This is a genomic window from Martinezella sp. CNPSo 3964 (assembly GCF_057784375.1).
In genome coordinates this window covers 600,307-620,795 of the sequence record NZ_JBXSOW010000003.1, presented here as the reverse complement: position 1 = coordinate 620,795, position 20,489 = coordinate 600,307, and the positions used below count along the sequence as shown (strand labels likewise).

Below are 20,489 nucleotides of genomic sequence, written 5' to 3'. Positions count from 1 at the left end.
TCACAAGACTTGTCTCAGCCGAACAGGGCGTAAGTGCTCTTGATCGTCACCCACACACCCCAGAGCAGCGGAATGCCGACCAGCGCCCAGGCGACCAGCGCCTTGCCGTCGAAGCCGCCCGTGCCGATGCCGAAGGAGCCGGTGGGGCCGGCATTGGCAGCAGCGGTCTTTGCCTGCAGCGCCGCCACCTCTTCATCCGACATGAACCACTTGTCCGAGAGCGGCTTGACCAGCGAGTTGGCAATCAAGCCCAGAGCCAGCATGCCCGCAAGGATGTACATGGTGAAGGTGTAGAGCTGCGCACCTTCGACGCCGGCAGCCTTCTGCGCCTCGCGAATATAGTTGACCACGACCGGCCCGATGATGCCGGCCGTCGCCCAGGCCGTCAGCAGCCGACCATGGATCGCGCCGACGAACTGCGTGCCGAAGATGTCGGCGAGATAGGCGGGGACCGTCGCGAAGCCGCCGCCATACATCGACAGGATGATGCAAAGCGCGCCCACGAACAGCACCTTGCTATGGATGCCGGCCGCCCAGGGAGCCAGAACATAAAGCGCAATGCCAATCACGAAGAAGCAATAATAGGTGTTCTTGCGGCCGATCTTGTCGGACAGCGACGCCCAGAAGAAGCGCCCACCGATATTGAAGAGCGACAGCAGACCGGCAAAGCCGGCGGCAATCGCCGCGACAGTGGCGATCTGGTCCTTGCTGAGATCGGCGAATTTCAGATCCGGCAGGCCGATCAATGCTCCGCCAAAAATCTCCTGCAACATGGGCGACGCCATGCCGATGACGCCGATACCGGCCGAGACGTTGAGGCACAATACCGCCCAGATCAGCCAGAACTGCGGGGTTTTGTGGGCATCGCGAAGATGCACATGTTTCGTGGTGATCATCGAGCTCTTGGCGGCAGGGGCCGTCCAGCCCTCGGGACGCCAGCCGGCGGGCGGCAGGCGATAGCCGAAGGCCCCGCCCATCATGAAGACGAAATAGATCGCCGCCATGACGATGAAGGTCTGCCAGACGCCGACGGAGCCATCGGTGCGGAAATGATTCATCAGCAGGCTTGCGAGCGGCGCGCCGATCATCGCGCCGCCGCCAAAGCCCATGATCGCCATGCCGGTCGCCATGCCACGCCGATCGGGAAACCATTTAATCAGTGTCGACACGGGCGAGATGTAACCGAGGCCGAGCCCGATACCGCCGATGACGCCGGCCCCGATCCACATGACCCAGAGCTGGTGGAACATGACGCCGATCGCCGCAATCAAGATACCGCCACACCAGCAGCAGGCGGCGACCACGCCGGCCTTGCGCGGCCCGACCTTCTCGAGCCACCCACCCCAGATGGCAGCGGAAGAGCCGAGCAGTACGAAGAAGAGTGTATAGATCCAGCCGAGATCGCTGACGCGCCAGTCACAGCTTGTCGTAAACAGGGCGGTCAGAAGATTGAGGTTCGCGCATTCGGTCGGAGCCGGCGTCGGGGTGCCGAGCGCCTTGGAGAGCGGCAGCCAGAAGACGCTGAAGCCGTAGGCCATGCCGATGCAGAGATGGATCGCCAGCGCAGCCGGCGGCACAAGCCATCGGTTGAAGCCCGGTTTGGCAATGATGCGCTCACGATCGAGCAGACCCGCCGTCGCCGTGCCTCGGGAAATATTCGTATCCGCAGCCGCCATGAACAACTCCTCCTTGCTTCAAAGACCGGCACCCCTTCCCTCAACAGGAATCGCATTCGAGGATGGGGCCTCCACTCTCCATCCCGATGCACCATCAATGCTAGAGCCGGATGATTTTAGGTCTGTTCGACCTAAAATCTGAATCCGCTCTAGAATCAAAGAAGTAGAGCGCGATGTCGTCCGAAAACCGCCTACACTTTTCGGGATCACGCTCTAATATTAAGCCGACTTAACTTCCTCGGCCGGCGCGGGCCTGTGGATCAGCGAGGCGGCCTCCAGGACCAAAGGGCTCAACCCGCTGTCTCCATGATCGATGATCGCAAACAGCTGACGGCGCATGCGCGGCTCCCAGAATTTGTTGATATGAGTGGCAACCCCCTGCGCCGCTTCGTTTGCCGGCTGCGTCTTGAAAAAGGTGGCGATCTGGTTCGCCATGTAGATGAGTTTGGTTTCGGTCTTGCCGTGCGGCGTTTCGTCAGGCGACATCAGCGATGCTCCCCGTGATAATGCGATGCGGATGGGTGAAAATCTCGAAATCCTCGCCGCGAACCAGCGCGACCAGCGTCATACCGGCCTCGTCGGCTGTGCGAATGGCCAGCGCCGTCGGCGCGGAAATGGCGACCAGCACGGAACTACCCAATATCGCTGCCTTCTGCACCATTTCGACAGACAGGCGGCTGGTCACAGCCACTACGCCATCAGCGCCCTTGCGACCAGAACGGATGACCGCACCGCAGAGCTTGTCGAGCGCATTGTGCCGGCCGACATCCTCGCGCACGGCAAGCAACCCCTCGGAGGGAATATAGAAGCCTGCGCCATGCACGGCTCGCGTCTCGCGATGCAGCGGCTGGGCATCATTGAGCAGAGCAATGGCCCTGACAATATCCTTCTGCGTCAGCTTCAAGGCGACCTTTGATACATCCGGCACCTTGCGCACCGCCTGCTCGATCGATTCGATTCCGCAGAGCCCACAACCGACAGGACCTGCCATGTGGCGGCGGCGGAGCCGCAAGGCGTCCGCGGCATCGTCGACCAAAGTGATCTGCACGTCGATCCCCTGCTCATCCTCCATTGGTTCGACGGCCGCAATCTGATCCATATCGGTAATGATGCCCTCGGTCAGGCTGAAGCCGACAGCAAAATCCTCGATATCGGCAGGCGTTCCCATCATGACCGCATGCGAGGTGCCGCCATAGGAAAAGGCGATCGGCACTTCCTCGGGGACGATGCGCGTACCCGAACGCACCAGGCCGTTGCGGCGGGCTGTTTCGGGAACGGTCGTTGTGGGCGTGAATTTGGTCATTGGACGATGGGGCGTGGAATACCCCCCTCTGTCACTTCGTGACATCTCCCCCACAAGGGGGGAGATTGGTAATGCGCAGTGCTCTCTTGCCTCAAGCGAACATTCAGTCTGCTAAAATCGCTGCCTATGGTCTTGCGAGTGACACCAGGCAAACTCCCAACAATCTCCCCCCTTGTGGGGGAGATGTCGCGAAAGCGACAGAGGGGGGTATATTTCCCCACACTTCGGCTCACTCAGCCGCCTCCATCTTCCCGACGATGCGCCGCGACTGCCGGGCCTGCTCATCATACTCGACCTGCCACTGCGACGGGCCGTTCGACGGCGAGACCTGCACCGCCGTCACCTTGTATTCCGGGCAGTTCGTCGCCCAGTCGGTGTAGTCTGTCGTGATGACGTTCGCCTGCGTGTCCGGGTGGTGGAAGGTCGTGTAGACGACGCCGGGCGCAACACGATCGGTAATCAGCGCGCGAAGCGTCGTGTCACCCGAGCGGCTGCTGAGCTTGATCCAGTCGCCTTCGCGGATGCCGCGCTGCTCGGCATCGTGCGGATGGATCTCCAGTCGATCCTCCGCATGCCACATGACGTTCTCGGTGCGCCGCGTCTGCGCGCCGACATTGTACTGGCTGAGGATGCGCCCGGTCGTGAGCAGCAGCGGGAAGCGCGGGCCGGTGCGCTCGTCGGTCGGGACATATTCCGTGCGGATGAACTTGCCCTTGCCGCGCACGAAGCCGTCGACATGCATGATCGGCGAGCCAAGCGGCGTCTTCTCGTTGCAGGGCCACTGCACCGAGCCCATCCTTTCCAGATAATCGTAGGACACCAGGGCAAAGCTCGGCGTCGTCGCCGCGATCTCGTCCATGATCTCGGACGGATGCGTATAGTTCCAACCGAGGCCCATGGCTTGCGCCATCTTCTGCGTTACTTCCCAGTCGGCATAGCCGTTGCGCGGGGTCATGACCCTGCGGACGCGATTGATGCGACGCTCGGCATTGGTGAAGGTGCCGTCCTTTTCCAGGAAGGTCGAGCCGGGCAGGAAGACATGCGCGTAATTCGCCGTCTCGTTCAGGAAGAGGTCGTGAACGACGACGCATTCCATTGCGGCAAGGCCGGCGGCGACATGCTTGGTGTCCGGATCGGACTGAAGAATATCCTCACCCTGGATATAGAGGCCCTTGAACGTGCCGTCGACGGCGGCATCCAGCATGTTGGGGATGCGCAGGCCCGGCTCGTTGTTGAGCTTCACGCCCCAGAGCTTTTCGAAGATATCGCGGGTCGCATCGTCTGAGATATGGCGATAGCCGGGCAGCTCATGCGGGAAAGAGCCCATGTCGCACGAGCCCTGCACGTTGTTCTGGCCGCGCAGCGGGTTCACGCCGACGCCGGGACGACCGATATTGCCCGTCACCATGGCGAGGTTGGCTATCGCCATGACCGTGGTCGAGCCCTGGCTGTGCTCGGTGACGCCGAGGCCGTAATAGATCGCGCCATTGCCGCCCTTCGCAAAGAGGCGAGCGGCACCCCGCACGAGTTCCGCGGAAACGCCGGTGTATTTTTCCGTTTCCTCCGGGCTGTGCTGCGGCTCGGAAACGAAGGCTGCCCAATCCTCGAACTCGGACCAGTCACAGCGTTCGCGGATGAATTTTTCGTCAAACAGGCCTTCGGTGACGATCACGTGAGCCAGCGCCGTCAGCACGGCGACATTGGTGCCGGGTTTCAGCGGCAGGTGATAGCTCGCCTCGACATGCGGCGTGCGCACCAGATCGATGCGGCGCGGATCGATGACGATGAGCTTGGCACCCTGACGCAGCCGCTTCTTCAGGCGCGAGCCGAAGACCGGATGGCCATCCGTCGGGTTGGCACCGATGACGACGACGACGTCGGAATGCTCGACGCTGTCGAAATTCTGCGTACCGGCCGATGTGCCAAAAGCCTGGCCGAGACCATAGCCGGTCGGCGAATGGCAGACGCGGGCGCAAGTATCGACATTGTTGTTGCCGAAGCCGGCGCGCACCAGCTTCTGCACCAGGTAGGTTTCCTCATTGGTGCAGCGCGACGAGGTGATGCCGCCAATGGAATCGCGGCCGTATTGATATTGCAGCCGCTTGAACTCGGTGGCGATATGGGCAAAGGCCTCGTCCCAGGTCACTTCGCGCCAGGGGTCTGTCACCTTCTCGCGCACCATCGGATTGAGGATGCGGTCCTTGTGGGTCGAATAGCCATAGGCGAACCGGCCTTTGACGCAGGAATGGCCGCGATTGGCCTGGCCGTCCTTCCAGGGCACCATGCGCACCAGCTCTTCACCGCGCATCTCCGCCTTGAAGGAGCAGCCGACACCGCAATAGGCGCAGGTGGTGACGACGGAATGCTCCGGCTGGCCGATCGAGATCACCGACTTTTCGGTCAGCGTCGCCGTCGGGCAGGCTTGCACGCAGGCGCCGCAGGAAACGCATTCCGAGTCGATGAAATTCTCATGCATGCCGGGCGAGACACGCGAGCCGAAGCCACGGCCCTCGATGGTCAACGCAAAGGTGCCCTGCACTTCCTCGCAGGCGCGCACACAGCGCGAGCAGACGATGCACTTCGAGGGATCATAGGTGAAGTACGGATTGGATTCGTCCTTCGGCATCCATTTCAGATTGATGTCGCCGTTGTTGCGCGCCTTGACGTGATTATCGCCCTCATAGCCGTAGCGCACATCGCGCAGACCGACGGCGCCTGCCATGTCCTGCAGCTCGCAATCGCCGTTGGCGGCGCAGGTCAGACAGTCGAGCGGATGGTCGGAAATATAGAGCTCCATCACGCCGCGGCGGATGTCCTTCAGCCGGCCGGTCTGCGTGTGCACGACGAGGCCGGGTGCGACCGGCGTGGTGCACGAGGCCGGCGTGCCGTTGCGGCCTTCGATCTCGACGAGACAGAGGCGGCAGGAACCGAAAGCATCGACCATGTCAGTGGCGCAGAGCTTCGGCACCTGAATGCCGGCTTCCATCGAGGCGCGCATGATCGAGGTGCCCTCAGGCACGCTGATCTGGCGCCCGTCGATGGTCAGCGTCACCATGGTTTCGGAGGTGGAGGCCGGCGTGCCGTAGTCGATTTCTGGAACGAGGGACATGGATCTTACTCCGCCGCTTCAATCAAGGGAGCCGGAGAAAAATCCTCCGGGAAATGGGTCATCGCGCTCATCACGGGATAGGGTGTGAAGCCGCCGAGCGCGCAGAGCGAGCCGAACTTCATCGTGTTACAGAGATCGGCGAGCAGAATCCTGTTCTTCTCGGGCTCGATCCCTTGCGCGATCTTGTCGGCCGTCTCGACGCCGCGCGTCGAGCCGATGCGGCAGGGCGTGCACTTGCCGCAGCTTTCGACCGCGCAGAACTCCATGGCGAAACGCGCCTGCTTCAGCATGTCGGCGGTATCGTCGAAAACGACGATGCCGGCATGGCCGATCAAACCATCCTTGGCCGCGAAGGCTTCATAGTCGAACGGCGTGTCGAACAGAGCGCGCGGGAAATAGGCCCCGAGCGGGCCGCCGACCTGCACCGCCTTGACCGGTCGGCCCGTCGCCGTACCGCCACCGATCCGGTCGACGATATCGCCAAGCGAAAGGCCGAAGGCCGTCTCGTAGAGGCCGCCATGCTTGACGTTGCCGGCAATCTGCAGAGGGATCGTGCCGCGCGAACGGCCCATGCCGAAATCGCGGTAGAAAGCCGCGCCCTTGTCCATGATGATGGGGACTGAGGCGAGCGAGATCACGTTGTTGATGACGGTCGGACAGTTGAACAGGCCCTTATGCGCCGGCAGCGGCGGCTTGGCGCGCACGATGCCGCGCTTGCCCTCAAGGCTGTTCAGCAGCGCCGTTTCCTCTCCGCAGACGTAAGCGCCGGCGCCGGTGCGGATTTCCATATCAAACGCCTTGCCGGAACCAAGCACCGAAGCGCCGAGAATGCCGGCCTTGCGGGCGATTTCGACCGCTTCGGTCATGGCAGCGATCGCATGCGGATATTCCGAGCGCGTATAGACGAAGCCCTTGGTCGCGCCCGTCGCGAGACCTGCGATCGCCATACCCTCGATCAACACGAAGGGATCGCCCTCCATGATCATCCGGTCGGCGAATGTACCGCTGTCACCTTCGTCGGCATTGCAGACGATGTATTTGCGTGTCCCCGGCGCGTCGAGTACCGTCTTCCACTTGATGCCGGTCGGAAAGCCTGCGCCGCCACGGCCGCGCAGGCCGGAATCGGTGACGTTCTTGACGATATCGCTCGATGCCATACCGATGGCGCGACGCAGGCCTTTCAGGCCACCATGAGCTTCATAATCCTGCAGGGAAAGCGGATCGGTGATGCCGCAGCGAGCAAAGGTCAGGCGGGTCTGTTCTTTGAGGAATGGGAGGCTTTCGACCTCCCCAAGACAGAGCGGATGCTCGCCCCCTTCGGCGAGCCCGGCGTTGAAGAGTGCGGCGACATCCTTGGCCTTCACCGGCCCATAGCCGATGCGCTTGCCGTCGATCTCAACTTCGACCAGCGGCTCGAGCCAGAACATGCCGCGCGAGCCGTTCCGTACGATGCGCGCATCGAGGCCACGCTTGGCGATTTCCTGATCGACGGATTTTGCAACCTTGTCCGCGCCGAGCGAAAGGGCGGCAGCATCGCGAGGGATATAGATGGTGAGTGTCATTGGCGCACCTCCTTCACGAGGTCGTCGGCGCCTTCATCGTCGAGCCGGCCATAGAGTTCGCCATCGAGCATCGCCGCCGGCGCGCAGGCGCAGAGCCCGAGACAGTAGACGGGCTCCAGCGTGACGCTGCCATCGAGCGTGGTCTGATGGAAATCAATGCCCAGGAGCCGCTTGATGCGCTCCGCCAATACATCGCCGCCCATCGACTGACAGGCCTCGGCGCGACAGAGCTTGAGGACATGGCGGCCGGCGGGGTGATCGCGATAGTCATGATAAAAGGTCATCACGCCATGCACTTCGGCGCGCGAAAGGTTCAGCGCCTTGGCGATCAGCGGCAGCGCATCCTGCGGCACATAGCCGAATTCCTCTTGAATCCCGTGCAGGATCGGCAAAAGCGGCCCCTCCATCGATTTCATGCTATCGATGATGGTCCCGGCGCGGGTTGCGACATCGCCCGCGGCCTGATTCAAACTCATTAGCAGCCTCCCGCGCATAGCTCCGAAGATCGAAGGCGAATCTTCGGAAAAGACCTATGCGGCACTTCCTCCTGGCGCGCGATCGACACGCCACGGAGATAAGCTCGCAGGGAGAAGGCAAAGGATCAATAAGGCAGTCCCGTCGCTCGATAGAAAATTTCTATCGATGCTTCTCGCCTTCTGCGAGCAATCTCGCCTCATGCAACAAGGCAGAGACAAGCGGTGTGAAGGGTTCGCGGTGCGTGGCGACCAGCCCGACGAGATGTTCCGCATCCGGCTCCGTGATCGGGATTTTGCGGATATCGGCCGGAAAGCCGAAGGAATCGGCGATATTCTTCGGCATGATGCTCGCCCAACGCCCGGTCTGCACATGGGAAAACAACACGATCATCGAGTTGGATTCGAGCGTCGGACTGGCTGTGACACCAGCCTCAGCGAGATGCCGGTTGATGATACGACGGTTTTGCATGTCGGCGGTCAATAGACAAAGCCGAAGATCGCCCACTTCCTTCCAGGTCACACTCTCGCGCTCCGAAAACGGGCTGCCCGCCGCGGTGATCAGGTGATAGCGCTCGGCATAGAGCGGCACGCTAGTGACGCGGCCAAGCGGCTCATTTTCCAGATAGGTGATGCCGGCATCGATCTCGAGGTTTTCGAGCAGGCTCAACACTTGCAGCGAGTTGCGCGATAAGATCGAGAAGGTGACGTCCGGATGCCGTTCCTGAAAAGGCGTGGTGATTTTCTGCACCATGGCAAGGGCCGTCGGAATGGCCGCGATCCGGATATGGCCGGCAAGGCCCTTGCGTGCCGCGCGCATCTCCTCGCGCATGGTGCGGCTGTCGCCGACGATGCGGCGCGCCCATTCGAGCACGCGCTGCCCTTCGGGCGTCAGCCCCTGAAAGCGCGAGCCACGGCTGACAAGCATCACGCCGAGCTGGTCCTCCAACTGGCGGATGGCCGCAGACAAGGTCGGCTGCGTCACACCGCATTCTTCGGCTGCGCGGCCAAAATGCTTCTGATTCGCCAGCGCTATGAAGAATTCCAGCTTCTCGATCATCCCACTCTCCCGCAACGAAAGAGTTAGACCGGCAGCATGGCGAGCGCAACATGCAAGGCCGCTTCAGGCCTCAGCGATCGCTCTGACAGAAGGCTTTCTGCAGCGAATCGACGACGGCGCAGATTTCCGACCGTGCGACGGCATAGTGGATGAGCCGCCCTTCGCGACGCGTATCGACCAGCTTGTCCAGGCGAAGCCGTGCCAAATGCTGCGACACAACAGCCTGCGGCAGATCAAGAAGAGCCTCGAGCTCCATCACCGTTTTCTCGTGCTTGGCAAGCATGAAAAGAATTGCCAAGCGGGTCTCATGCGATAGCGCTTTCAGCAGGGCGCTCGCCTTTCGCGCCCTATCAGTCATTTCCTCGACATCACGTTCCGCTTCACCGCTTTGCGGTAGAGACGACGACATAACACAGCCTCTAGTAAGAAATCCCCAGAGGTATGCTTATAATATTATCAAATCAGAAGCTTATTCAAAAACACATGGAAAACCAAAAAAGGTCCGTTTTATCAGCAGATAAGCTGACCACCATTGATCTCGACCACTTGTCCCGTGATGTAACCGGAAAGCAGGGGCGTCGCGAGGAAGAGATAAGCGGGGGCGCAATCTTCCGGCGTACCAAGGCGCTGAAGCGGGATCGATTTGCGCGTCTGCTCCAGCTTCTCCGTGGAGGAATAGCGCTCATGAAAATCGGTCGCTATCGTGCCGGGCGAGACGCAGTTCACCCGGATGCCATCTGGCGCCAGCTCTCGCGCCAATGCTTTCGAATAGGTCGCGACGAACGCTTTCGAGGCGGAGTAGATCGCAGATCCAGGACTGCCGCCAGTGAGCGCGGAAATCGAAACCGTATTGACGATCGCAGCCTGCCCGGCAGCCCGCAACAGCGGCAGCAGCCCTCTCGTCACTTCCATGACGGAAGTCTGATTGAGATGAACGATCTGCTGGTATTGGTCGTCCGTCAGCTCGCCGGCCGGAAATCGCCCAACCATGGTACCGGCATTGTTGACCAGCACGTCGACGCGGTCGAAACGCTCGCCCGCAGCGCTGACGAAATCGCGCGTGCCATTGCCGGCGGCGAAATCGCCGGCAATGAGAAAGGCGCGGCGCTCGGCCTCTGCCTCCATCAGAAAATCGGGCAATTGGCGCCCCGCATCCCGGCCGACATGGACAAGCACATGGGCGCCGCAATCCAGAAACTGCCGCGCGACCTCCAGCCCGATGCCGCGGCCGGCGCCGGTGACCACGACGTTGCGATTTTCGAATAGCTTCGGATGAAACACGATAACCTCCCCAACCGCACTATTCGCGCGCCGGTAATTGCGGAATTTTCACTTTATCATATGATGACGAAAAAACGAAAGAAAGGGAGCGAAAACCATGTTCCTGTCCGGGCGTCAGACAGAGATCCTCGAAATCGCCAAGGCGGAAGGGCGAGTGCTGGTCGAGGAGCTGGCGATGCGCTTCTCGGTCACGCCGCAAACCATCCGCAAGGACCTCAACGATCTCTGCGACGGGCGCGTGCTGTCACGCGTGCATGGCGGCGCGATTTTCCCCGGCGGAACCGAGAACGTGAAATATGAGGCAAGACGATCCATCGCCGCGCCGGAAAAGCATGCGATCGGCCGCGCCGCCGCCAGCCTGATCCCCAACAACAGCTCGCTTTTCATCAATATCGGCACGACGACGGAAGCCGTCGGCGAGGCGCTGCTTGGCCATCACGAGCTGATGGTCATCACCAATAATATAAACGTTGCCAATAAGTTACGTATTTTCCCCTCCATCGAAGTCGTGATTTCCGGCGGCGTCGTGCGTGGCTCGGATGGCGGCATCGTCGGCGAGGCGGCCGTCGATTTCATCAAACAGTTCAAGGTCGATTATGCCGTTATCGGCGCCTCCGCGATCGATCCCGACGGCGCCCTTCTGGATTTCGACTTTCGCGAAGTGAAAGTCGCGCAGGCCATCATCGCCAATGCCCGGCATGTCATTCTCGTCGCCGACAGCACCAAGTTCGAACGAACTGCCCCGGTTCGCATCGGCCATCTCTCGCAGGTTCATACGTTCGTAACAGACGAATGTAGTATCGAATCCGTGCGCTCCATCGCTGCAGAACACGACGTGCATCTTGTTGAAACCTCTCGCAGATCGGTCTGACCGGCGCTTTTTCTGTCAAGAAACGTTCGTTTGACATTCGTATCTGTTTCGCTTTAGATGGATTAGTTTCGATTTTCCATCTTCGGGGATGGCTGACCTTTGCGGAGGGGCGGGTGAGCGAACAGGTCTACGACATTTTCGTTATCGGCGGCGGTATCAACGGTTGCGGCATCGCGCGTGATGCCACGGGACGCGGCTACAAGGTCGCGCTCGCCGAGATGAACGACTTCGCTTCCGGCACATCGTCCGGCGCCACCAAGCTCATCCATGGCGGACTGCGCTACCTCGAGCACTACGAATTCCGCCTCGTGCGCGAATCGCTGATGGAACGCGAAGTGCTCTGGGCGATGGCACCGCACATCATTTGGCCGATGCGCTTCGTGTTACCCTATCACAAGGGCGGCATCCGGCCGGCCTGGCTCATCCGCCTCGGCCTTTTCCTCTATGACCACCTCGGCGGACGAAAGCTGCTGCCACCAACGGCGACGCTGGACATGAAGAAGGATCCGGCGGGCAAGCCGCTGAAGGCCCTCTTCACCAAAGCCTTCGAATATTCCGACGGCTGGGTCGACGATGCCCGCATGGTGGTGCTGAACGCGCGCGACGCGGCAGACCGCGGCGCAACGATCATGCCGCGAACAAAGGTAATCTCCGCCCGGCGCGAAGGCGCCGTCTGGGCAATCGAAACGGAGAACACGATCAATGGCGAGAAGCGGCAGTTCCGCTCGCGCATGCTGGTCAATGCCGCAGGCCCCTGGGTCGATCATGTCCTCTCCGATGCCTTCGGCAAGAACCAGGTGCACAATGTCCGGCTCGTCCAGGGCAGCCATATCATCGTGCGCAAGAAGTTCGACGACCCGCGCGCCTATTTCTTCCAGAATCCGGACAACCGCATCATCTTCGCCATCCCCTATGAGCAGGATTTCACGCTGATCGGCACCACGGATCGTGACTACAAGGACGATCCGAAGGATGTGAAGATCACCGAGGGCGAAACCACCTATCTCTGCAATGCCGCCAGCGAATATTTCAAGGAGCCGGTACGGCCCGAAGACATCGTGTGGACCTATTCGGCCGTACGCCCGCTCTATGATGATGGCGCCTCCAAGGCACAGGAAGCAACGCGCGACTACGTTCTCAAGGTCGAGGGCGAAGAGGGTCAGGCACCGCTGCTCAATGTCTTCGGCGGCAAGCTCACCACCTATCGTCGCTTGGGCGAGCATGCTCTGGAAAAAATCGGCGAGGCGATCGGCCTCAAGGGTACGCCCTGGACCGCCGGGAGCTCGCTGCCGGGCGGCGACTTTCCCGTTCGCGGCTATGATGCCGAAGTCTCCAAGCTGAAATCACGCTATCCCTTCCTCGCCGATCCACATGCGCGGCGCCTCATTCGCCGCTATGGGACGCGCGCCGCCACGATCCTCGGCGACGCAAAGACGATCGCCGATCTCGGCCGTTGCTTCGGAAGCGATCTCTATGAGGCGGAAGTGCGTTACCTTGCGGAACAGGAATGGGCCTATAGCGCCGCCGACATTCTCTGGCGCCGCTCCAAGAAGGGCCTCTACCTTTCTAAGGAAGAAGCAGCCGCCCTCGAAAGCTACATGGCCGACAGCTACGTCCACGCCTAAGCGTTCAATTCACTCTGCGGGGTCGAGCAGCCGCGGCCCCGCCCCCTCTTCGGAAAGCGTATCCCACGGATTGCGCAACGGACAGCTATCGAGTGAAAGGCAGCCGCAGCCAATACAGCTGTCCAGCTGATCGCGAAGGCCCTGCAAGCGCCTGATGCGCGCGTCGAGATCATCCTTCCATAGCTCCGAAAGCGCCTTCCAGTCGGATGCCGTCGGCGTTCGCCCCTGTGGTAGCGATTGAAGAGCCGCCTGAATCTCGGCAAGCGGAATGCCGACCCTTTGCGCTACCTTGATGACAGCAACACGCCGCAAGACTTCGCGAGGATAGCGCCGCTGGTTGCCGCGGCTACGATGGCTCTCGATCAGGCCTTTCGCCTCATAGAAATGTAACGCTGATACAGCCACTCCGCTTCGCGCCGCCACTTCGCCGACCGTCAGCAGCTTCGAAAATTGTGAGGGATCGATTTTTCCCATATTTGCTATTGACCTCAACTTTGCTTGAGGTTTTATAACGCTGGCTCCAAACCGCGTAAAGCAGGAGCATGACATGACCGAAAGAACCCGGCTGGCGATCATCTACGGCAGCACCCGCCCGGGTCGTTTGTGTGACCGGGTCGTCAATTGGGTGGCCCGCGAGCTGGCGCACTATCCCCTCATCGATATCGACCTGATCGATCCCCTCGAATTTGATCTGCCGTTTCATCACAATCGGGAGCATCCCGGCGTCAGCGCCCTTTCCGACCGGCTTTCGGAGGCGGATGCCTTCATTATCGTCACGCCCGAATACAATCACAGCTTCACGGCCTCGCTGAAATTCGTGCTCGATCTCGTCTACGAGCCCTGGCATGGCAAGCCTGTCGCCTTCGTTTCCTATGGCGGCATCTCCGGCGGCCTGCGCGCCGTGGAACAGTTGCGGCTCGTCTTTGCCGAACTTCATACGGTGACGGTGCGCGATACGGTAAGCTTTGCCAATCCGTGGGGCAGATTTGCCGAGGACGGCACGCTGGAAAACCCGCTCGATGCGCGAAAATCGCTTGTTCTCATGATCGCGCGGCTGAACTGGTGGAGCAACGCCCTAAAGCCGGCGCGCACCATGCGCCCCTATCGCTCCGCCGCCGCCTAATCCATTCCGAAACATTGTGAATCCGATCTCCCGTTTCTGGCAGGTGCGGGAGATTGGTTCGACGCCCGGATCCGGCACCACGGGTTCGGGCGTCCTGCCTTCAAGGATCACGCTTGCCGAAACCGCCGTGATGACCTAACGCAATAGAAGGAGATCTCGGGCGGATACGGGAATGGAGAACGCAAAGCGGCTGGGAGGAGCGGATTTCATGCGCGCTGTCGCATGTCTGATGGTGCTCGTTCACCATCTCGTGCTCCGGATGAATTTTTACAAGATCCCTTCGGATCTGGACATGACCTTCATCATCGCGCGCTTCGGCAACCACGGGGTCTCGGTCTTCTTCGTTCTCAGCGGGTTTCTTCTTGCGCGCCCCTTCTGGCTGGCGCTGGATAAGGCCCAACCTATGCCTTCGCTGAAGATCTATGCCATGCGCCGCGCGGCACGCATCCTGCCGGGCTTCTGGTTTGCCCTGACGGTCGGCTTCCTGATCAGCTTCACGATCTACGGCTTTCCGCTCGATACGGAGCTGGTTGGCCGCTATGTCGCCGGCTTTTTTCTTATGAGCCAATGGCACTGGCGTACCTTTTTCCCGGTGCAGGGGGATGGGCCTTTATGGTCGATCCCCTTCGAGACGACCTGCTATGTCCTCTTGCCGATCGGTTTCCTGCTGCTGTTTCATCCGAAATTGAGATCGCGCTCCGCTTTCGTCAGCCGCCTTCTCTGGATCGGCATCATCGCGATAGCACTTGTCGGCCACTGGCTTGTCGTCACCTATCTGCCCACCGACAATGTCGGGCGGGGCTGGCAATATGGCTTCCAGGGCGGCGCCAAGGAATGGATGCCGCGCTACAATCCCATCGGCTTCTTCGCGATATTTGCGATCGGCGCGCTCGCCGCCGGCATTCAGACCATCCTCCCGGCCCGTCGCTCGGTAATCTATGACATCATCGGCGCGCTCGCGATTATTATGGGCGCATGGCAGTTGCCGCAGTCGATTGGCGGCGCGGCGGAAGGCTATGCCTGGCTCAGCATTCCCTATCAATTCCCGCTGCTCCCCATAGCGGTCGCGATCGCGCTCTGCACGCTTCCGCAATCGCTGCTGCTGGCAAGACTGCTCGACAATCCCGTGAGCCGTTATGTCGCTACCGTCTCCTTCGGCGTCTACATCTGGCAGGATATCGTGCTGACCTTGATGCCGCAGCTCTTCCCTTCGTCCTTCGGTGCAGGCTCGGACGACGTGCTGGGCGGCTGGATAATTTCAAGCCTCATCGCAACCACCATCATCTTCGCCATCGGCACGTTGAGCTATGTATTGCTCGAACGGCCCCTCATTCAGTGGGCGCGGACACGGGAAAGCAAGGTCATGCAACCCGCCACTGCGTGACGGGTCGGTACTATCCCACGGAAGATCGCGAAGGGTTCATTAGATGCGCGTCGCCTTCAGGCGCTCTTCGTCGAGAACGATGCCGAGGCCCGGAGCGGTGCCGAGATCGAGCCAGCCGGCATCGTGCTTGAGCGGCGAGGCCATCGGATAATCGCGGCGGGCTTCGCTCCACTCCGGATTGTCATAGGGGTATTCGAGCCAGGCTGCGTCGGCAACACCGGCCGTCAGATGCGCATTGGCCAGCACACCGATACCGTTTGTCCAGGAATGCGGCGTGAACTGCACGCCCGCCTCGCGCGCCTGATAGGCCAGCCGACGGCACCCGGTGATACCGCCAACGAGCGCGACATCGGGCTGGATGACATCGAAGGCACGCTCCTCGATGATATCGCGGAACTCGTAGAGCTCGCGCGTCATCTCGCCGCCGACGATGCGCACCGACGTTGCCTGCTTCAACTCCTTCATGCCCTTGCGGTCGGAGCGGTGAAGCGGCTCTTCCATCCAGTAGACGCCGAGCCGCTCCAGCTCCTTGGCAACGGTCAGGGCATCCTTGAAGGTCCATGGCAGGGTCGTATCCCAGGGCATGCGCCAACCCTGATTGCAGTCGACCATCAGCTCCAGCCGGTCGCCGACGCGGGCGCGGATCGCTTCCAGCGCCTTGACGTCCTCGCGCCAGCCACCGCGCCCGCCCGAAGACGAGGAAAAGCGTACCTTCATGGCCGGGAAGCCTTCGTCGATATAGCGCTCGGCCTGTTCGGCCATGGCCGCCGGCTCGCGCAGCACGCCGGAGGAAGCATAGAGTCGCACACGGCTAGCGCGGCCGCCAAGCATCCGCCACACCGGCTCGCCGGTGATCTTGCCGGAAAGGTCCCACAGCGCCAAATCCATCGGCCAGCAGCGGCCGTAGTGGAAGTTGATGTGCGACAGGACTTCATAGTGACGCTCGAGGTGCCGCGGATCCTGCCCGATGAACAGATCCTCGTGCCCCTCGAACCCCTTCATCAGGTCGCCGGAGCCGATGCCTTCGCGACCCTCATCATCCCTGACGCGCACGATGGTCGCATCGAAATGCTTGCGCGGGCGGCCATCCCAGCTCGCCTTGAACGCCGGATCGAGCGGCAGGCGATGATGGGTGATTTCGATGGAAACGATCTTGCTCATTGTGGCTCCCCTTAATCCTCCGGGCATGATCCTTCGAAAAGGATCATGCCGATATCGATCTCTCAGCCGAACTGCTGCCAGATCGTTTTGTAATCGCAGTATTTGTCGATCGCATGCACCGAGCGGTCGCGGCCGAAGCCGGACTGCTTGAAACCGCCGAACGGCGTTGCGAAGTTCGACATGTCATAGGTGTTGATCCACACCGTACCGGCATGGATCTCTTCGGAAAAGCGGTGAGCCCGGTTCATGTCCTTGGTAAAGACGGCGCCGGCCAACCCATAGATCGTGTCATTGGCGATCTCTAGCGCTTCCTCCTCGGTTTCGAAGGGAATGGCGGCGAGCACCGGGCCAAAAATTTCCTGCCGCGCCAGGCTCATGTCGTTGGTCATGTCGACGAAGACGCCCGGCGAAACATAATAGCCGCCGGTTTCGCTCAAGACGCGCTCGGCCCCGAAGGCACGACGCGCGCCTTCCTTCTCGCCAGCCGCGATCATCGCCAGCACCTTGTTCATGTGCTCTTCCTCGATCAGCGCGCCGATCTGCGCCGAAGGATCGAGCGGATGCTTGAGCGCGATATCGGAGCGGGTCACGGCCTCGATCTTCTCGATCAGCCTGTCCTGCACAGAGCGCTGCACGATCAGGCGTGTCGAGGCATGGCAGGTCTCGCCGGAATTGTAGAAGCAACCCCAGGCGGCCGCGACGGCCGCGGCATCGAGATCGGCATCTTCGAAGACGACCAGCGGCGACTTGCCGCCAAGTTCCAGTGCCACGCGCTTGACGTTCGATTGCGCCGCATAGCCCATGATCAGCTTGCCGACTTCGGTGGAGCCGGTAAACGCGATCATGTCCACATCCATGTGCAGCGCCAGCGGCTTGCCGGTCTCTTCGCCGTAACCCGTCACCACATTGAAGACACCCGCCGGCAGGCCTGCTTCGACTGCAAGCTCAGCAAGACGGATCGCCGAAAGCGAGGACTGCTCGGCCGGCTTCAGCACGACGGAGTTGCCAGCCGCGATCGCCGGCCCGAGCTTCCAGGCATCGATGATCATCGGATAATTCCAGGGCGTGATCGCCCCGATGACCCCGAGCGGCACTTTACGGACCAATGCGCGGGCATTCGGGCCGGTCGGCGCGATCTCGTCATACATCTTGTCGATCATTTCGCCGTAGAACTGGATACCGTCGGCGCAGAGACGCACGTCGACACCAAGCGACGCCATGACCGGCTTGCCGACATCGATCGTCTCGAGCATGGCCAGTTCATCACCATGGGCACGAATGAGATCGGCCCACTTCAGCATGATCTTCTTCTTTTCCAGCGGCTCCTTCTTGCGCCAGACGCCGCTTTCGAAGGCAGCGCGGGCAGAGGCGACCGCAGCATCGACATCGGCGGCATTGCCGCGCGCAAGATCAGCGCCGGGCTTGCCGTCCATCGGCCGGATACGGGTGAAAGTCTCGCCAGATGCGGCCGCACGATGGGCGCCATCGATGAAATGACGTCCTTCGGGCTTGAGGCCGGAAAGAACGCTTTCCCAATAGTCGCGCGTGTAATTCTTGGTCATCTCAGATTCCTTTCGGCAGCACCATGACGGCAGCGGCAAAGCGGTCGATATCGGCATCCGTCACGTCGCGGATCGTCGAGCGCCGCATGGGCTGATTTTCCGGCGCCCGCATTTCACGGGCGAGATCGGCTTCATCGAATGGCTTGAAGGCCGCGGGCAGAGCGCGGACGATGCCGCAACGGTCCATCCAGTCGGAGATGAAAGCGGGAAGCTCAGCCGCACTATCGACACCGCAAGCCTTGGCTGCGGCATTAAGGTCTGACGTATTTGCCTCAACGAGCCACGGAAGCGTCAGCTCGAAGCCGAGCGCAGTGGCAAGACCATGATGAACGGGTCCAAGGCCCGCCAGCGCATGGCTGACATTGTGGGCGATCGCCGTACCGCAATTGTCGATGGCAATGCCGCCGAAACAGGAGCCGAGCAGCACATCGCCGCGGGCGGCCATATCATCGGGCTGCTTGACGGCCGTTTCCAGCGCACCGGTCAGCAGCCGAAGGGCCTGATGCGCATAGAACTGCGCACCGCGATGCGTGTTGCGGTTGGTAGCCGCTTCGAAGGCATGGATGAAGGCATCGAGGCCGCACCATGCCGTGAGATTTGCGGGCAAGGTCTTCGTCAGCGCCGGATCGAGGATGACGAGATCGGCCTTCGTCTCCGGTCCCCAGATCCAGAGCTTCTTGCCCTCGGGGCCGGCGAAAATATTCGTCGCCGATGTCTCCGAACCCGTGCCGGCCGTGGTCGGGATCATGATCTTCTTCAGCGGATTCTTCGGCAGCGGGTTGGCGGCCAGCGCATAATGCATCGGGTCCTCACCAGAGGCGATGCAGCAGGCGACGATCTTGCCGAGATCGAGGGCAGAACCGCCGCCGACGCCGATCACCATGTCGGCACCCTTTCCCGCCGCGATTGCCGCATGCAGATGCGCGAGCTTCGGCTCGCCCGCAAAATCGGAAAAGACCTGCGTCTTCACGCCCGCTTCGCCAAGATCGGCGCTGATCTTGGCGGTAAGACCGGACTGCGCCAGGAAGGCATCGATGACAAGCAAAACCGTGCCAACGCCATCGAAGGATTTGACCGCCGCGGGAAGGCCGGAGAGAGCTCCGTCGCCGAAACGAATGTCAGGAATGGCGGAAATGGAAAAGGACACGCGAGATCACCTTGGAAAAGCGGCTGATTTGATGCCCACGATCCTGCATCACAATTTCAGATCTTCAAATCCGGGCAATTATCGGGAATATTGATGATCTGAAGTCATGGAGAGCCAATGCTGGAGAAAATACCGTTGGAAGCCTTCCGCGTGTTCGACGCGGCCGCGCGCGCCATGAATTTTTCCCGAGCCGGCCGCGAGCTGAATATCACCCAGGCCGCCGTCAGCCGCCGCATCAAGGGGCTGGAAGATCACCTCGGCGCAACCCTCTTTACCCGACGCGGCCGGAACCTGGCGCTGACGCCGGATGGCGAGCGGCTGTTCCAGCGCGTGCGCGCCACGCTGGAATATCTGGAAGAGAGCCTGGAACCCTTTCGCACCGGCACAGGCGAGATCATCTCGATTGCCGCAAGCGGCTCGATCTCCCATCTCTGGCTCGGGCAGCGGCTCAGGGATTTCGGCAAGGAGAGCCCCGGCATCTCCGTGCGCCTGCTGACGACGGACGTCCATTCCGAACTCGCCTCGGAAAACAACGATCTCATCATCATCTATTCCACCGGCGAACATCCGCGCTGGAGCCTGACGCCGCTTTTGAAGGAAGTGCTGGTGCCGATCGCCTCGCCGGACTACCTGTCAGTTCGTGGCCTTGACCCGCAGGCGCTGACGGCAGTCGATATCGCCGGGCTCGATCTCATCGACTATGAGCGCGCCAACGCTCACTGGATAAGCTTCCGCCAATGGTTCGGCCGCATCGGCGACCCCTTGAAGGGCAAGCTGCCGAGACCGCGCCTGTCTTTCTCCACCTATATCATGGCAGTGGAAGCAGCCCTCAGGGGCGAAGGCATAGCGCTCGGCAGCCTCGGGCTTATCGAGGAGTACCTGCAGTCCGGCGCGCTCGTCACCGTCGGCAACGATCGCGTGGAAAGCGGCTTCGGATACTATCTCGGCGCCCCGCGCTTCCGCGCACTTTCCCCAGAGGCGGCGCAACTGCACCGGTTTCTGCTGGATGGGCAACAGGTCTGATACGATTTCGCGGGGAGGAATCGTCTCGCTATAGCGGCCGTGAGACGTTGGAGATTTGAAGGGATTGCCGTCACCCGCCCTCGTGGTTCGAGGACGCTTACGCGCCACCTCACCATGAGGGCTGATCTT

The 20,489-nt window shown here is 61.2% G+C and carries 18 protein-coding genes; 5 read left to right on the top strand and 13 right to left on the bottom strand.

Features of this window, described 5'->3' with window-relative positions; translation table 11 throughout:
* Positions 1 to 14: 14 nt before the first annotated feature.
* From AC13Q5_RS13390 to AC13Q5_RS13350, 9 genes are all read right to left on the bottom strand, one after another.
* Complete coding sequence (locus tag AC13Q5_RS13390; protein WP_488501942.1) at positions 15 to 1,676, bottom strand: OFA family MFS transporter; 1,662 nt, start codon at positions 1,674 to 1,676, stop codon at positions 15 to 17.
* A 219-nt stretch (positions 1,677 to 1,895) separates the two neighbouring features.
* Positions 1,896 to 2,162 (bottom strand): formate dehydrogenase subunit delta, encoded by a 267-nt coding sequence (locus AC13Q5_RS13385; RefSeq protein WP_457882178.1) that lies wholly within the window; start codon positions 2,160 to 2,162, stop codon positions 1,896 to 1,898.
* Positions 2,152 to 2,979 carry a formate dehydrogenase accessory sulfurtransferase FdhD gene (gene fdhD, locus AC13Q5_RS13380; protein WP_488501941.1) on the bottom strand — a complete coding sequence of 276 codons (828 nt, stop codon included), beginning with the start codon at positions 2,977 to 2,979 and terminating at the stop codon, positions 2,152 to 2,154. The genes AC13Q5_RS13385 and fdhD overlap by 11 nt, the downstream gene beginning before the upstream one ends.
* A gap of 229 nt (positions 2,980 to 3,208) precedes the next feature.
* The gene (gene fdhF, locus AC13Q5_RS13375; protein ID WP_488501940.1) at positions 3,209 to 6,088 is read right to left on the bottom strand and encodes a formate dehydrogenase subunit alpha; all 2,880 of its coding nucleotides are present in this window, start codon (positions 6,086 to 6,088) and stop codon (positions 3,209 to 3,211) included.
* Positions 6,089 to 6,093: 5 nt separating this feature from the next.
* Positions 6,094 to 7,650: a formate dehydrogenase beta subunit gene (locus AC13Q5_RS13370; RefSeq protein ID WP_488501939.1), complete on the bottom strand. Its 1,557-nt coding sequence runs from the start codon at positions 7,648 to 7,650 to the stop codon at positions 6,094 to 6,096.
* Positions 7,647 to 8,126 (bottom strand): formate dehydrogenase subunit gamma, encoded by a 480-nt coding sequence (locus tag AC13Q5_RS13365; RefSeq protein WP_488501938.1) that lies wholly within the window; start codon positions 8,124 to 8,126, stop codon positions 7,647 to 7,649. The genes AC13Q5_RS13370 and AC13Q5_RS13365 overlap by 4 nt, the downstream gene beginning before the upstream one ends.
* Before the next feature lie 160 nt (positions 8,127 to 8,286).
* Entirely contained in the window at positions 8,287 to 9,183 is an 897-nt protein-coding gene (locus tag AC13Q5_RS13360) for a LysR family transcriptional regulator (RefSeq protein ID WP_075853711.1), read from the bottom strand.
* A 70-nt stretch (positions 9,184 to 9,253) separates the two neighbouring features.
* Positions 9,254 to 9,592 (bottom strand): ArsR/SmtB family transcription factor, encoded by a 339-nt coding sequence (locus AC13Q5_RS13355; RefSeq protein ID WP_075853710.1) that lies wholly within the window; start codon positions 9,590 to 9,592, stop codon positions 9,254 to 9,256.
* A 101-nt stretch (positions 9,593 to 9,693) separates the two neighbouring features.
* Positions 9,694 to 10,464 carry an SDR family NAD(P)-dependent oxidoreductase gene (locus tag AC13Q5_RS13350; protein WP_075853709.1) on the bottom strand — a complete coding sequence of 257 codons (771 nt, stop codon included), beginning with the start codon at positions 10,462 to 10,464 and terminating at the stop codon, positions 9,694 to 9,696.
* 97 nt (positions 10,465 to 10,561) lie between these two features.
* On the opposite strand from AC13Q5_RS13350, the gene AC13Q5_RS13345 reads away from it, so the two are divergent.
* Positions 10,562 to 11,335: a DeoR/GlpR family DNA-binding transcription regulator gene (locus AC13Q5_RS13345; RefSeq protein WP_488501937.1), complete on the top strand. Its 774-nt coding sequence runs from the start codon at positions 10,562 to 10,564 to the stop codon at positions 11,333 to 11,335.
* A 113-nt stretch (positions 11,336 to 11,448) separates the two neighbouring features.
* Positions 11,449 to 12,960: a glycerol-3-phosphate dehydrogenase gene (gene glpD / locus AC13Q5_RS13340; protein WP_457882172.1), complete on the top strand. Its 1,512-nt coding sequence runs from the start codon at positions 11,449 to 11,451 to the stop codon at positions 12,958 to 12,960.
* Between the two features lie 9 nt (positions 12,961 to 12,969).
* On the opposite strand, the gene soxR is transcribed toward glpD, so the two are convergent.
* On the bottom strand, positions 12,970 to 13,434 hold the full coding sequence (gene soxR / locus AC13Q5_RS13335) for a redox-sensitive transcriptional activator SoxR (RefSeq protein ID WP_075853706.1): 465 nt from the start codon (positions 13,432 to 13,434) through the stop codon (positions 12,970 to 12,972).
* Positions 13,435 to 13,507: 73 nt separating this feature from the next.
* Between soxR and AC13Q5_RS13330 the strand changes: the two genes are divergently transcribed.
* Positions 13,508 to 14,083 carry an NADPH-dependent FMN reductase gene (locus AC13Q5_RS13330; RefSeq protein ID WP_174177970.1) on the top strand — a complete coding sequence of 192 codons (576 nt, stop codon included), beginning with the start codon at positions 13,508 to 13,510 and terminating at the stop codon, positions 14,081 to 14,083.
* A gap of 172 nt (positions 14,084 to 14,255) precedes the next feature.
* The gene (locus AC13Q5_RS13325; protein WP_488501936.1) at positions 14,256 to 15,467 is read left to right on the top strand and encodes an acyltransferase family protein; all 1,212 of its coding nucleotides are present in this window, start codon (positions 14,256 to 14,258) and stop codon (positions 15,465 to 15,467) included.
* A gap of 39 nt (positions 15,468 to 15,506) precedes the next feature.
* On the opposite strand, the gene AC13Q5_RS13320 is transcribed toward AC13Q5_RS13325, so the two are convergent.
* The 3 genes from AC13Q5_RS13320 to AC13Q5_RS13310 all read right to left on the bottom strand — a co-directional run bounded on the left by AC13Q5_RS13320 (position 15,507) and on the right by AC13Q5_RS13310 (position 19,337).
* Positions 15,507 to 16,628: a mandelate racemase/muconate lactonizing enzyme family protein gene (locus AC13Q5_RS13320; protein ID WP_488501935.1), complete on the bottom strand. Its 1,122-nt coding sequence runs from the start codon at positions 16,626 to 16,628 to the stop codon at positions 15,507 to 15,509.
* 62 nt (positions 16,629 to 16,690) lie between these two features.
* Positions 16,691 to 18,190, bottom strand: coding sequence for an aldehyde dehydrogenase (locus AC13Q5_RS13315; protein ID WP_488501934.1), 1,500 nt, complete (start codon positions 18,188 to 18,190; stop codon positions 16,691 to 16,693).
* A gap of 1 nt (position 18,191) precedes the next feature.
* Entirely contained in the window at positions 18,192 to 19,337 is a 1,146-nt protein-coding gene (locus tag AC13Q5_RS13310; RefSeq protein WP_488501933.1) for an iron-containing alcohol dehydrogenase, read from the bottom strand.
* A 117-nt stretch (positions 19,338 to 19,454) separates the two neighbouring features.
* Between AC13Q5_RS13310 and AC13Q5_RS13305 the strand changes: the two genes are divergently transcribed.
* The gene (locus AC13Q5_RS13305) at positions 19,455 to 20,360 is read left to right on the top strand and encodes a LysR substrate-binding domain-containing protein (RefSeq protein WP_075853700.1); all 906 of its coding nucleotides are present in this window, start codon (positions 19,455 to 19,457) and stop codon (positions 20,358 to 20,360) included.
* The last annotated feature ends 129 nt before the right edge of the window (positions 20,361 to 20,489 follow it).